Source organism: Streptomyces dangxiongensis (assembly GCF_003675325.1).
Lineage (GTDB): Bacteria > Actinomycetota > Actinomycetes > Streptomycetales > Streptomycetaceae > Streptomyces > Streptomyces dangxiongensis.
This window is the reverse complement of record NZ_CP033073.1, coordinates 2,035,984-2,048,786: the sequence shown is the minus strand read 5'-3', so window position 1 is coordinate 2,048,786 and position 12,803 is coordinate 2,035,984. Positions and strand designations below refer to the sequence as shown.

The 12,803-nt window shown below is 69.6% G+C and carries 11 protein-coding genes; 8 read left to right on the top strand and 3 right to left on the bottom strand.

All coding sequences use genetic code 11. The features are described 5' to 3' along the window. Window positions 1-45: 45 nt before the first annotated feature. Window positions 46-825 carry a transcriptional repressor LexA gene (lexA, locus tag D9753_RS09045; protein ID WP_121786538.1) on the bottom strand — a complete coding sequence of 260 codons (780 nt, stop codon included), beginning with the start codon at window positions 823-825 and terminating at the stop codon, window positions 46-48. A gap of 572 nt (window positions 826-1,397) precedes the next feature. Between lexA and nrdR the strand changes: the two genes are divergently transcribed. Both nrdR and D9753_RS09035 read left to right on the top strand, forming a co-directional pair. Beyond that, window positions 1,398-1,949 (top strand): transcriptional regulator NrdR, encoded by a 552-nt coding sequence (gene nrdR, locus D9753_RS09040; RefSeq protein WP_121786537.1) that lies wholly within the window; start codon window positions 1,398-1,400, stop codon window positions 1,947-1,949. 167 nt (window positions 1,950-2,116) lie between these two features. After that, window positions 2,117-5,020, top strand: coding sequence for a vitamin B12-dependent ribonucleotide reductase (locus tag D9753_RS09035; protein WP_121786536.1), 2,904 nt, complete (start codon window positions 2,117-2,119; stop codon window positions 5,018-5,020). Between the two features lie 213 nt (window positions 5,021-5,233). Here D9753_RS09035 and D9753_RS09030 read toward each other — a convergent pair whose 3' ends face one another. Further along, the gene (locus D9753_RS09030) at window positions 5,234-5,767 is read right to left on the bottom strand and encodes a TerD family protein (RefSeq protein WP_121786535.1); all 534 of its coding nucleotides are present in this window, start codon (window positions 5,765-5,767) and stop codon (window positions 5,234-5,236) included. A gap of 153 nt (window positions 5,768-5,920) precedes the next feature. Here D9753_RS09030 and D9753_RS09025 point away from each other — a divergent pair, with 153 nt between their 5' ends. The 3 genes from D9753_RS09025 to D9753_RS09015 all read left to right on the top strand — a co-directional run bounded on the left by D9753_RS09025 (window position 5,921) and on the right by D9753_RS09015 (window position 8,256). After that, window positions 5,921-6,526, top strand: a complete 606-nt coding sequence (locus D9753_RS09025; protein ID WP_121786534.1) for a YdbC family protein — start codon at window positions 5,921-5,923, stop codon at window positions 6,524-6,526. 152 nt (window positions 6,527-6,678) lie between these two features. After that, a complete protein-coding gene (locus D9753_RS09020) occupies window positions 6,679-7,338 on the top strand; it encodes a histidine phosphatase family protein (protein ID WP_121786533.1) in 660 nt (219 codons plus the stop codon). A gap of 12 nt (window positions 7,339-7,350) precedes the next feature. Further along, entirely contained in the window at window positions 7,351-8,256 is a 906-nt protein-coding gene (locus D9753_RS09015) for an ADP-ribosylglycohydrolase family protein (protein WP_121786532.1), read from the top strand. Window positions 8,257-8,599: 343 nt separating this feature from the next. Here the strand turns inward: D9753_RS09015 and D9753_RS09010 are convergent, their stop codons facing one another. After that, the gene (locus D9753_RS09010; protein ID WP_121786531.1) at window positions 8,600-10,150 is read right to left on the bottom strand and encodes an MFS transporter; all 1,551 of its coding nucleotides are present in this window, start codon (window positions 10,148-10,150) and stop codon (window positions 8,600-8,602) included. Window positions 10,151-10,335: 185 nt separating this feature from the next. Between D9753_RS09010 and D9753_RS09000 the strand changes: the two genes are divergently transcribed. From D9753_RS09000 to D9753_RS08990, 3 genes are all read left to right on the top strand, one after another. Next, window positions 10,336-10,959, top strand: coding sequence for a TetR/AcrR family transcriptional regulator (locus D9753_RS09000; RefSeq protein ID WP_121786529.1), 624 nt, complete (start codon window positions 10,336-10,338; stop codon window positions 10,957-10,959). Window positions 10,960-11,041: 82 nt separating this feature from the next. After that, window positions 11,042-11,743 (top strand): ribonuclease HII, encoded by a 702-nt coding sequence (locus D9753_RS08995; RefSeq protein ID WP_121786528.1) that lies wholly within the window; start codon window positions 11,042-11,044, stop codon window positions 11,741-11,743. Window positions 11,744-11,811: 68 nt separating this feature from the next. Next, a complete protein-coding gene (locus D9753_RS08990; protein ID WP_121786527.1) occupies window positions 11,812-12,444 on the top strand; it encodes a hypothetical protein in 633 nt (210 codons plus the stop codon). The last annotated feature ends 359 nt before the right edge of the window (window positions 12,445-12,803 follow it).

Here is a 12,803-nt window from a genome sequence, read left to right as displayed (position 1 = left end):
GGCCCGGTCAGGGAGCGAGCCGACGGGGCCCGCCTGCCGCGTTCGTCACACGCGGCGCAGCACCGCGACGACCTTGCCCAGGATCGTCGCGTCGTCGCCGGGGATCGGCTCGTAGGCCGCGTTGTGCGGGAGGAGCCATACGTGGCCGTCCTCGCGCTTGAAGCGCTTGACGGTGGCCTCGCCGTCGAGCATGGCGGCCACGATGTCGCCGTTCTCGGCGACCGGCTGGCGACGCACGGTCACCCAGTCACCGTCACAGATCGCGGCCTCGATCATGGAGTCACCGACGACCTTCAGGACGAACAGTTCGCCGTCGCCGACGAGCTGGCGGGGGAGCGGGAAGACGTCCTCGACGGACTCCTCCGCGAGGATGGGGCCACCGGCCGCGATACGGCCGACCAGCGGGACGTAGGACGCGGCGGGCTTGCCGGCGGTGTCCGTGGGCTGCACGGTCACGGCCTGGTCGGAGCCGCGCACCTCGTACGCGCGCGGGCGGTGCGGGTCGCGACGCAGGAACCCCTTGCGCTCCAGTGCCATCAGCTGGTGGGCGACCGAGGACGTGCTGGACAGACCGACGGCCTGGCCGATCTCCCGCATCGACGGTGGGTAGCCCCTCCGCTGCACCGAGTCCCTGATGACCTCGATCACCCGGCGCTGCCGGTCCGTGAGGCCCGAGCTGTCCGCCCGAATGCCGGGAGGTCGGCCCGGCAGGGAGCGTTTGTGTCCCTCGGGATTCGTCACTTCGTTCATCACGTGCACCGGCTCGACTCGGCCCTGGGAGCGATCCTGGGCGGTGATGGTGGCACTGTCTGCGGTGGTGGTCACGGCGGCCCCTCTCGATGGTCTCCCTGCTGCACAACGGTAGTTGCTTTCGAAAGGTTGCGCCAAACACACGTTCGAGTGAAAAAGTGCGTTTCGCGCGACGCGATCGCGTGTGTGGGTGTATGGCTCAGCCGACACTCGCGGACAAAAGCGCCCATTGCTGTACTCTTCACCGCCGGGGTCGCCGACCTTGTGGGCCGCGTCCCCAGTCTGTCATCCGGAACCCCGCAGTCCGGGATCCGGGGTCCTTCCGTGTCGGAGTGCCGTCGGAGTGCCACGCCTCCTCCGCGCGGCGTCCACGCTATCCCCGTATGCGTCACGACGGCGGGGGTACGCGGGCGCGTGTCCGGCCGGCCTCCGCGGCTGCCCGGGATCTGCCGTCCGGTCGCGACACGCGTCTTCGCCTGTATGTATGAGTCAATCCCCACATCTAGTGGTTGGATGGCTACAGCAGCCCATAAGTTGTGGTCCCCCGGGTCGGAGACAGCTTGGCGATCGCCTATGCTTAAGGCTGCTTCGTGGGGCCTGCGGGTCCGGTGAGGTCAATGAGACTGCTGTGAGGAGGGTTGGAGATCATGCACTGTCCCTTCTGCAGGCATCCCGACAGCCGTGTGGTCGACAGCCGTACGACCGACGACGGCACGTCGATCCGCAGGCGCCGCCAGTGCCCCGACTGCTCCCGTCGTTTCACGACCGTGGAGACGTGCTCGCTCATGGTGGTCAAGCGGTCCGGAGTCACCGAGCCGTTCAGCCGTGCCAAGGTCATCAACGGCGTGCGCAAGGCATGCCAGGGACGGCCTGTCACCGAGGACGCACTCGCCCAGCTCGGCCAGCGGGTCGAGGAGGCGGTGCGCGCCACCGGGAGCGCCGAGCTGACCACCCACGACGTGGGCCTGGCCATACTCGGCCCCTTGCAGGAACTCGACCTCGTCGCTTATCTGCGGTTCGCCTCCGTCTACCGGGCGTTCGACTCGCTCGACGACTTCGAGGCCGCGATCGCTGAGCTGAGGGACGTCACGCGAGGCCCCGCCGCGGACGACGCGGACGCGGGAGCGGTGGACCAGGAAGCAGACTGCGGGCCCGGCGGGACCACCCAGGTTCCGGCGCCCGCCCACGCCGCCGACTGACCGGCGGGCCGGGAACCGGGAGGAGACCCGGGTTCCGGCCGGGAGGCGGCCGACACAAGGCCTGTTGCGGGTGGCTAGCTGAGGGTGCCCGCAACACACGACAGAACACCGTGCCACGGGAACATACGCGGCACTTCAGGGCGTTTTGCCCGTACCAGGGAGGCGGCATGACAGAGACGGCGAGCGGTCCGGCACGAGGTTCCCGAGCCAAGGGCGGCAAGGCGGGGAACAAGGGGCTGCACATCGAGCGCATCCACACCACCCCCGGCGTGCACCCGTACGACGAGGTGAGCTGGGAGCGCCGTGACGTCGTCATGACCAACTGGCGCGACGGCTCGGTCAACTTCGAGCAGCGTGGCGTCGAGTTCCCCGACTTCTGGTCGGTGAACGCGGTCAACATCGTCACCAGCAAGTACTTCCGGGGTGCCGTGGGCGCCCCGCAGCGCGAGGTCAGCCTCAGGCAGCTGATCGACCGCATCGTGAAGACGTACCGGAAGGCCGGTGAGGACTACAAGTACTTCGCCTCGCCCGCCGACGCCGAGATCTTCGAGCACGAGCTGGCCTACGCCCTCCTGCACCAGATCTTCAGCTTCAACAGCCCCGTCTGGTTCAACGTCGGGACCCCGCAGCCCCAGCAGGTCTCCGCCTGCTTCATCCTGTCCGTCGACGACTCCATGGAGTCGATCCTCGACTGGTACAAGGAAGAGGGCATGATCTTCAAGGGCGGCTCCGGCGCCGGCCTGAACCTCTCCCGCATCCGCTCCTCCAAGGAGCTGCTCTCCTCCGGCGGCAACGCCTCCGGCCCGGTCTCCTTCATGCGCGGCGCCGACGCCTCCGCCGGCACCATCAAGTCCGGTGGTGCCACCCGGCGCGCCGCCAAGATGGTCGTGCTCGACGTCGACCACCCCGACATCGAGGACTTCATCGAGACCAAGGTCAAGGAGGAGGAGAAGATCCGCGCCCTGCGCGACGCGGGCTTCGACATGGACCTGGGCGGCGACGACATCACGTCCGTCCAGTACCAGAACGCCAACAACTCGGTCCGTGTCAACGACGAGTTCATGACGGCGGTCGAGAAGGGCGGCAAGTTCGGCCTGCGCGCCCGTATGACCGGTGAGGTCATCGAGGAGGTCGACGCCAAGTCCCTCTTCCGCCGGATGGCCGAGGCGGCCTGGGCCTGCGCCGACCCGGGCATCCAGTACGACGACACGATCAACAACTGGCACACCTGCCCCGAGTCCGGCCGGATCACCGCGTCGAACCCGTGCAGCGAGTACATGCACCTGGACAACACGTCCTGCAACCTCGCCTCGCTGAACCTGATGAAGTTCCTCAAGGACGACGGCAAGGGCCACCAGTCCTTCGAGACCGAGCGCTTCCAGAAGGTCGTCGAGCTGGTCATCACCGCGATGGACATCTCCATCTGCTTCGCGGACTTCCCGACCCAGAAGATCGGCGAGAACACGCGGGCGTTCCGCCAGCTCGGCATCGGCTACGCCAACCTCGGCGCCCTGCTGATGGCCACCGGCCACGCCTACGACTCGGACGGCGGCCGCTCCCTGGCCGGCGGCATCACCTCCCTGATGACGGGTACGGCCTACCGCCGCTCCGCCGAGCTGGCCGCGGTCGTCGGCACCTACGACGGCTACGCCCGCAACGCCGACGCCCACAACCGCGTCATGAAGCAGCACTCCGACGCCAACGGCACGGCCGTCCGCATGGACGACCTGGACACCCCGGTGTGGGCCGCCGCCACGGAGGCTTGGCAGGACGTGGTCCGCCTCGGCGAGAGGAACGGTTTCCGCAACTCCCAGGCGTCCGTCCTCGCCCCGACCGGCACCATCGGTCTCGCGATGTCCTGCGACACCACCGGCGTCGAGCCCGACCTCGCCCTGGTCAAGTTCAAGAAGCTCGTCGGCGCCGGCTCGATGCAGATCGTCAACGGCACCGTTCCGCAGGCCCTGCGCCGCCTGGGTTACCAGGAGGAGCAGATCGAGGCGATCGTCGCCCACATCGCCGAGCACGGCAACGTGATCGACGCCCCCGGCCTCGCGCACGAGCACTACGAGGTGTTCGACTGCGCCATGGGCGAGCGCGCCATCTCCCCGATGGGCCACGTCCGCATGATGGCCGCGATCCAGCCGTGGATCTCCGGAGCCATCTCCAAGACGGTCAACATGCCGGAGACGGCGACCGTCGAAGAGGTCGAGGAGATCTACTTCGAGGCCTGGAAGCTGGGCGTCAAGGCACTCGCGATCTACCGCGACAACTGCAAGGTCGGCCAGCCCCTCTCCGCGAAGACCAAGGAGAAGGAGAAGGCCGAGGTCACGGAGAAGACCGAGACGGCCATCCGCGAGACGGTCGAGAAGGTCATCGAGTACCGCCCGGTCCGCAAGCGCCTCCCCAAGGGCCGCCCGGGGATCACCACCTCCTTCACGGTCGGTGGCGCCGAGGGCTACATGACGGCCAACTCCTACCCGGACGACGGTCTCGGCGAGGTCTTCCTGAAGATGTCCAAGCAGGGCTCCACCCTCGCGGGCATGATGGACGCCTTCTCCATCGCCGTCTCCGTCGGTCTCCAGTACGGCGTGCCGCTGGAGACGTACGTCTCGAAGTTCACCAACATGCGCTTCGAGCCGGCCGGCATGACGGACGACCCCGACGTGCGGATGGCGCAGTCGATCGTCGACTACATCTTCCGCCGCCTGGCACTGGACTTCCTGCCCTTCGAGACGCGCTCCGCGCTCGGCATCCACTCCGCCGAGGAGCGCCAGCGCCACCTGGAGACCGGTTCGTACGAGCAGTCCCTCGACGACGACGAGGTCGACGTCGAAGGTCTGGCCCAGTCGGCGCCCCGCGCCCAGGAGCTGAAGGCGGTCGCCACGCCGAAGGCCGGGACCGAGGCTGCCGAGGCCGCCCCGAAGCAGGCCCACACCAGCGCCGAGCTGGTCGAGATGCAGCTAGGCATCCAGGCCGACGCCCCGCTGTGCTTCTCCTGCGGTACGAAGATGCAGCGGGCCGGTTCCTGCTACATCTGCGAGGGCTGCGGCTCGACCAGCGGCTGCAGCTGACCAGCAGCCGGAAGGGGGCCTGACGAGTAGTCCCCGGTGAAATGGAAGGGGCGCCGGCCACAAGCCGGCGCCTTTTCCGCGCACACCCGGCGACCGGACAGCCCTGTGGCTGCCGAGGGGGACTCACCCTCGCCGGTCACCCCCGGGTCGGCGTCGGGGCCGCCACAGGTAAGGGGCGCCCGCCTTGGCCGACGCCCCTTACCTGCCACGGCGTCAGGGCCGGCGTGCCCTGCCCATGACCTGGGTGAAGGTCGCCGGGTCCTCGTCGAAGCCGTGCACGCCGGGACGCAGGGTCCACTCGCCGGAGTCGTCGCGCACGAACTCGGCGATCGTCGCGGCCGTCGCACCGAGGACCGATGCGAAGTCGTCCTCGGCGAGGACCGTGTAACCCTCCCGGACGCGCACGGCCGGGTTCAGTACGTCGGCGAACGTCTTGTACCCGGGCCCCTGCTGGATGACGACACCCACCACCACGCGCGCGTACCGGCTGTCGAGCCGTTCCAGCTCGAGCATCATGACCTCGTCCCAGCCGAAGCCCCTGCCGTCCGTGCTGTCGCGGTTGAGGAAGATCGTGCCGTCGGGCGAACGGCTGTCGAAGTGCACCAGATAGGCCGGCGTCCCGTAAGCGTCGGCCGACACGAACGTCGCGGCGATGATGTCGAGATCGGTCGGCGGCCGTCCCGCCGGACTGGGATCCCACTTGAGCGCGATCTCGACCTTGCGGAGTCCCTTGCTGAAGCCGGTCACCAGGCTGCCCCTTCCCCCCTGTGGCTCACTCGCCCCCAACTCCGTTGAGTCGGACGCTTTTTGTCCATCGTGCCACGTGCGTGGGGGCGCACGCCCGGGCGTTGTCCAGCAGAGCGTGACCGGCGCCACGCCCGGTGGCCTTACGATGGCGCGGTGCTGGTCAAGTGGATTCGCTGCACCGTGGTCGACCGCCGCGGTTTCGAGCGCGGGCAGCGGAAATGGGCGGGGCTTCCGGGGGAGCCGGGTTTCCGGGGTCAGGGCGGGGGCTGGAGCCGGCAGCGGCCGGGGGTGGCGCACGTCTTCGCCTTCTGGGAGAGCCGCGCCTTCTACGACTCCTTCATGGCCCGTTCCCATGACCGCCTGGCCGCCGCCCAGTCCGGCACTTTCAAGGACGCCCAGGTCAGGCTGTTCGAGTACCGCTTCGACGTGAAGACGGGCTTCGAGCCGCGCTTCACCGACGCCGATCTCGTCCGGGTGGCGCTGTGCCGGATCCACGAGGAGCGCGTGGAGCACTTCACGCTCATGCAGGAGAAGGTCTGGAACCCGGCCATGGCCGGGTCGCCCGGCATGATCCGCGGCATGTTCGCCGAGGCACCCGAACAGGAGTTCCTGATCCTCTCGATGTGGCGATCGGCGGCCGAGCACGGCAAGTACCGCACCGAACGCATCGAACGCCTGGCCCTGCGCGCCCAGACCGAGGCGGACGTCGCGGCGCTCTCCGGCGACATCGTGGAACTGGAGCCGTCTTGGACGGTCTGAGGCCACGCCGGTCGGTTGGAGAATCGGATGCACTGCGCGGGATCGCCGCGTCGAGGTCACGGAAGGGTGCGCGGCGCGGAAATCGTGTGACCTACGCCGTATGGAGCCCGTACGAGTGCTCGACCTTCCGCCGTTCGATCTAGGGTTTCGGCATGGCACGACCACGGCGCATCGTCCTTGTCCGGCACGGCGAGTCGACCGGCAACATCGACGACTCCGTGTACGAACGCGAACCCGACCACGCCCTCGCGCTGACCGAGCGCGGCCGGCGGCAGGCCGAGGAGACCGGAGAGCGGCTCCGGCAGCTCTTCGGCAGGGAACGCGTGAGCGTGTACGTCTCCCCGTACCGCCGTACCCACGAGACGCTCCGCGCCTTCCACCTCGACTCCGACCTCATACGCGTCCGGGAGGAGCCCAGGCTCCGGGAGCAGGACTGGGGAAACTGGCAGGACCGCGACGACGTGCGCCTCCAGAAGGCCTATCGCGACGCCTACGGCCACTTCTTCTTCCGGTTCCCGCAGGGAGAGTCCGGCGCCGACGTGTACGACCGGGTCGGAGGCTTCCTGGAGAGCCTGTTCCGCAGCTTCGAGGCCCCCGACCATCCTCCGAACGTGCTCCTGGTGACCCACGGACTGGCGATGCGGCTGTTCTGCATGCGGTGGTTCCACTGGACGGTCGCCGAATTCGAGTCGCTGGCCAATCCGGGGAACGCCGAGATGCGGATGCTCGTTCTCGGGGAGGACGGCAGGTACGCACTCGACCGGTCCTTCGAACGCTGGCGGGAGCCGGTCCCGTACTGGGTCAGCGGATAGAGTGGCAGAGCGATGACCGCTGACTCCTCTTCCCTCGAGCGCTTCGAGCGCGCCTCGGCGAGCCTGCGTGGACTGGCCGTCGGAGACGCGCTGGGCTCCCAGTTCTTCGTTCCGGTGAACTACCCCCTGCTGAAGCGCCGGGAACTGCCCCCGGGCCCCTGGCAGTGGACGGACGACACGGAGATGGCCTGTTCCGTGGTGGCCGTCCTCGCCGCACACCAGCGCATCGACCAGGACGCGCTCGCCCGCTCCTTCGCCGAGCACCACGACTTCGACCGGGGCTACGGTCCCGCGGTCAACCGCCTGCTGCGTCTGGTCCGGGAGGGCGGGGACTGGCGGGAGCTGGCCGCCGGCCTCTTCAACGGGCAGGGGTCCTGGGGCAACGGCGCGGCCATGCGGATCGCCCCCCTGGGTGCCTGGTACGCGGATGATCCCGAGCAGGCGACCCACCAGGCGGAGATCTCGGCCTACCCCACGCACCAGCACCGGGAGGCCGTGGTCGGGGCCATGGCGGTGGCCGCGGCAGCGGCCCTGGCCGGCTCGCCCGACGGCCCGCCCAGCGGCGAGGCACTCCTCGACGGCGTCATCGCGCTCGTGCCGAAGAGCGCGGTCGGCCAGGGCCTCCGCCGCGCTCGCGACATGCTCGACTACGGCGACCCGGCCACCGTCGCGGCCGTGCTGGGCAGCGGACGCCGTACGACCGCGCACGACACCGTCCCCTTCGCCCTGTGGTCCGCCGCGCGGGCCCTCGGTGACTACGAGACGGCGTTCTGGACGACCGCCCAGGTGGGCGGGGACATGGACACCACCTGCGCGATCGTGGGCGGCGTGCTGGCCGCAGGCAAGGCCGGGGCGCCGCCGGCCGAGTGGGTGCAGCGGACCGAGGCGCTGCCGGAGTGGGTGTCCGCGGGTCTCTGACAGTCCCCCCACGTCGGCCCGGGCCGCCCCAAGAACGCTCCGTGTCCGCCGGGAACTCTCCGTGATCGACGCTCGTTCTTCCCGTATCCGCCGCGCACCGCGTCTCCCGACGCGAGGGCGGAGGGAGCGGCGACGGCGAGAACCGACACGAGGGAGGGAGGGGCGCGAGATGGCGTATGTCCTGCCGGGGCCGGCTGCGTCGCTGGTCTTCCTGGCGTGGGCGCTGGTGTCCCTGGTGCCGGTGCCTCCGGCGCCCCTGCTGCGGCCGACCGGTCCGTGGTCCGCGCCGCCCGCGCCCGGGCGGCGGTCCGGTCGGCCGCGGCTCCGTGCCGCGCGGCCCGGATCAGCCGATGCCCGGGCCCGCCACGCCCGCGAGGGAGTCGAGATCGCTCTTGCGGACCCTGATCACCAGCCAGGCGGTGAGGAAGGCGAGGACGGCCATCGCGGCGGCCGGGACGAAGGCCGTCGAGATGCCATGGGCGAGCACCTCGTGTCCCCAGGGCGCGGGCAACTGATGCGTCTTGGCGAACTGCGCTTTCTGTTCCGGCGAGCCGTCGGCGAGGAACTTCGGCAGCTGCTTCTTCGCCTCGTCCTTGCCGGCCGAACCGAAGACGGTCGTCAGAATGGACAGGCCGAGCGAGCCGCCGACCTGCTGCATGGCGTTGAGCAGCCCGGACGCCGCGCCCGCCTCGTGCTGGGCGACGCCGGACACGGCGGTGACGGTGGCCGTCACGAAGTTCAGGCCCATGCCGAAGCCGAACACCAGCAGCGGGCCCAGCACTCCGCCGACGTAGCTGCTGTCGGGACGGATGAGCGTCTGCCAGGTCAGTCCGACCACCACGAACGCCGAACCGGTCATCATGAACGGCTTGGGACCGAAGGCCGGCAGGAAGCGCTGGGACAGGCCCGCGCCGATCGCGATCGCCACGGTCACGGGAAGGAAGGCGACACCGGCTTTGATGGCGCTGTAGCCGAGCACGTTCTGCACGAACAGCACGATGTAGAAGAACATGCCGAACATCGCCGCGGCCAGGCTGAGCATGATCACGTACGTGCCCCAGCGGTTCCGGTCGGTGAACATCCTGAGCGGAGTGATCGGCTCCTTCGCCCGCATCTCGATGAAGACGAAGGCGAACAGCAGGACGGCGGACGCGGCGAACGAACCGAGGGTGAGAGCGTCCCGCCAGCCCTCCTCCGCGGCACGGATGAACCCGTACACCAGCGTGGCCATGCCCGTCGTGGAGGTCAGCGCACCGGTGAGGTCGAAGCGCCCCGGGTGACGCCGGGATTCGTTGATGTACAGCGGCGCGAGCGACGCGATCAGCACGCCGATGGGCACGTTGACGAACAGCACCCACCGCCAGTCGAGCCAGTCGGTGAGCATGCCGCCCGCGAGCAGGCCGATGGCACCACCGCCGGCGGACACGGCCGCGAACACGCCGAAGGCCCGGTTGCGTTCCGGCCCCTCGGGGAAGGTCGTCGTGATCAGCGCGAGCGACGTGGGCGACGCGATCGCGCCACCCACGCCCTGCAAGGCCCGCGCGGCCAGCAACTGCCAGGGCTCCTGGGCCAGGCCGCCCAGCAGAGAGGCGAAGGTGAACAGCAGGATGCCGGCCATGAACACCCGGCGCCGGCCGAGGATGTCACCGGCCCGGGCACCGAGCAGAAGCAGGCCGCCGAAGGTGAGCGTGTAGGCGCTGACCACCCAAGTGAGGTCGGTGGTGCTGAACTTGAGAGCGTCTTGAATGTGCGGGAGTGCGATGTTCACAATCGTCGCGTCGAGCACCACCATGAGTTGGCAGGCCGCGATGACGGTGAGCGCGATGCCGGGATGCCCCTCCCGGCGGGCCGTGCCCGGTTTCCGATCGTCCTGGAGCAACTGAGAGGTCGTCACTATGGGTCCCCCATCAAGGCGTTAGTGAACGCTCGCGTTCACTGTCGCGCCCACGGTAGTGAGTCCCCAACAGTGAACGCAAGCGTTCACTTAATGGCGTGCCGCGTCTCGCGTCCCCCATTGCCGTGACGCGCACCCGCCGCTCCCGGAATCCCCGCTTCCCTTTGCATGCTGGAGAAATACAGATGGCTACCTCGCGCTGGACGGCCGCGCCCGATCGCACGGCTTCCCCTCGTCGGCGCGGCGCGGTGCTGGAGCGCGCGATCCTCGACGCCGCACTGGAGCAGCTGAGCACGGTCGGCTGGAAGGGGCTGACCATGGAGGGAGTCGCGGCCGAGGCCCAGACGGGCAAGGCCGCGGTCTACCGCCGCTGGCCGTCCAAGGAGGATCTGGTCGCCGACGCGCTGGTGGCCGGGCTGCCCCGGCTGGAGGAGGCCCCCGACCTCGGAAGCATCCGCGAGGACCTGCTCACGCTGTGTCGGCAGGTACGGCAGATCATGTTCTCGCGCCCCGGGGTCGCAATCCGTTCGGTCATTCACGAATGCGATCAACTGCAAGCGGAGCGCTTCGAGGGGGTGATCGTGGGGAGCGTGGTGGAGCCGACCGTCAAGCTCCTCTGTGCGGTCATCACTCGTGGCATAGAGCGAGGAGAGGTTCGCTCCGACGCGGCCAACGGATACGTCTTCGATGCCATCCCGGCCATGATGATGTATCGGTCAAAGATGTGCGCAAGCGAATGGAGTGATCAGGATCTCGGGGAGATGGTCGACCAGTTGATGCTTCCGCTGCTGCGCCCCCAGGGAGTCTGATCTCCCGCCTCGGCGGTCACCGCGCGCGACGGGCGGACTGGGGTGTCGCGCGGCGATCCCGGCGGCGTACGCTAAGGGCGCCATGCCGTACGAACCACCTACACACACCGTCGAGCGCTCCCTGCGCGCCACGACCGGAGCGAAGGTCATTGCCGGTGTCGACGAGGTGGGACGCGGCGCCTGGGCCGGGCCCGTCACCGTCTGCGCGGCGATCACCGGTCTCCGTCGGCCGCCCGAGGGGCTGACCGACTCCAAGCTGCTGACGATCAGGCGACGTACGCAACTCGCGGAGATCCTCCGGACATGGGTGACCGCCTATGCGCTGGGGCATGCTTCCCCCGAGGAGATCGACGACCTGGGGATGACGGCCGCGCTGCGGCTCGCCGCGGTCCGCGCCCTGGACGCTCTGCCGGTCCGTCCCGACGCCGTCATCCTCGACGGGAAGCACGACTACCTCGGCGCTCCCTGGAAGGTCCGCACGGTGATCAAGGGGGACCGGTCGTGCGTGGCCGTCGCGGCCGCGTCGGTGATCGCCAAGGTTCAGCGCGACAAAATGATGGCCGAACTGGCCGTCGACCATGCAGACTTCGGATTCGCGGACAACGCCGGGTATCCGTCGCCCGTGCACAAGGCCGCACTGGCGGAGCGGGGGCCCACCCCGCACCACCGTTTGTCATGGGCGTATCTTGATGCGTTGCCTCAGTGGCGGCACCTCAAGAAGGTCCGTAGCTGGGCGGACGGAGGCGTTCCGGAAATCGAGGGTCAGCTCGGCTTCGATTTCTGACGGTTCCGCTGGCACTGATGTGCCACCCGGTCATCCGCGCCCCACGAATGTTTGATAAAAATCAGCTCATGCCTCTCATTCCCGAGGAGCCTCAGATTCACGAGAGTGCCCAGGGTCCCCGCGCCACTCCGGCCAGTGGCCGTACCGCGCCGACCCCCCGCCCCGTACCCGGCCCCCGTCCCGCGGCTCCGTCCCGCCCCGGTCGTCCCGGCCCTCTGCGGCCCACGCCGCCGGTGCAGCGCACGCCGCGTGACATGACTCCGGCCAAGCCGGTCCCGTCCGGTCCGGCCGTTCCCGCCGCCGCTGCGGCCGACCCGCAGATTAAGCTGATCCCGGCTTCGCCCGAGGGTGCGCTCGACGCCGCCGACGAGGCGGTGGACCTGCTCCTGGACTCGGGCCGCGCCCCCGGTGACGTGCTCGTGGTCACCACCGGTGCCCAGCACCCGTGGGCCGAGCACGAGCTGTCCTTCGGCGAAGCGTCCTACTGGGCGCAGCACGATGCCGGCGACGACGTCTTCTACGCGGACGCCGCCGTCGCCTCCCGTGCCGCGACCCGTCCGGTGGTCGTCGTGGCCGTCAACGGAGGTCCCGGCCCCGCCGCTGGCTCCGCCCTGCCGCTCGCCCATTCGCGGGCCGGTGCCCTGCTGATCGTCTGCGGCGACCCGCAGACGATCAACTCGGTGCTGGGCGCCGGCGTCTGAGTCGCGTCCGGCACCGCGGGGAACCGAGGTGCCGGAGGAGCCGCTCCGGCGGGATCCGCACGGTGCGGCTTTCGGCATACCCGGTGACGGGCGACGGCCGAACCCCTCGCCGGGCGGCTCTCCGGGAAACCGTAGGGGTGGACCGAACTGCCGTGCCGGCCGGCTGATCAAGTCGCCGTGGCGGTGTGTGGCCCCGGCTCCATGGCCGACCCAGGACGATCCGCGCCCGGTTGCCAGTGGTGGTCGGGGCCGGTGGTCGGGCCTTGTCTCACGGCGCCGCTCGCCGGCCTCGTCCGCACGCCGCCACCGGCGGGTCTTCCCGCTGGCAGTGCCCGTCGGTCACCGCCGGCCGTAGCACC

Excerpts from the sequence above, each read along its gene's own strand:
- D9753_RS09000 (WP_121786529.1), top strand. The coding sequence starts at position 10,336 with ATGGCTACCTCGCGCTGGACGGCCGCGCCCGATCGCACGGCTTCCCCT.
- D9753_RS08990 (WP_121786527.1), top strand. The coding sequence starts at position 11,812 with ATGCCTCTCATTCCCGAGGAGCCTCAGATTCACGAGAGTGCCCAGGGT.
- nrdR (WP_121786537.1), top strand. The coding sequence starts at position 1,398 with ATGCACTGTCCCTTCTGCAGGCATCCCGACAGCCGTGTGGTCGACAGC.
- D9753_RS09035 (WP_121786536.1), top strand. The coding sequence starts at position 2,117 with ATGACAGAGACGGCGAGCGGTCCGGCACGAGGTTCCCGAGCCAAGGGC.
- D9753_RS08995 (WP_121786528.1), top strand. The coding sequence starts at position 11,042 with ATGCCGTACGAACCACCTACACACACCGTCGAGCGCTCCCTGCGCGCC.
- D9753_RS09020 (WP_121786533.1), top strand. The coding sequence starts at position 6,679 with ATGGCACGACCACGGCGCATCGTCCTTGTCCGGCACGGCGAGTCGACC.
- D9753_RS09015 (WP_121786532.1), top strand. The coding sequence starts at position 7,351 with ATGACCGCTGACTCCTCTTCCCTCGAGCGCTTCGAGCGCGCCTCGGCG.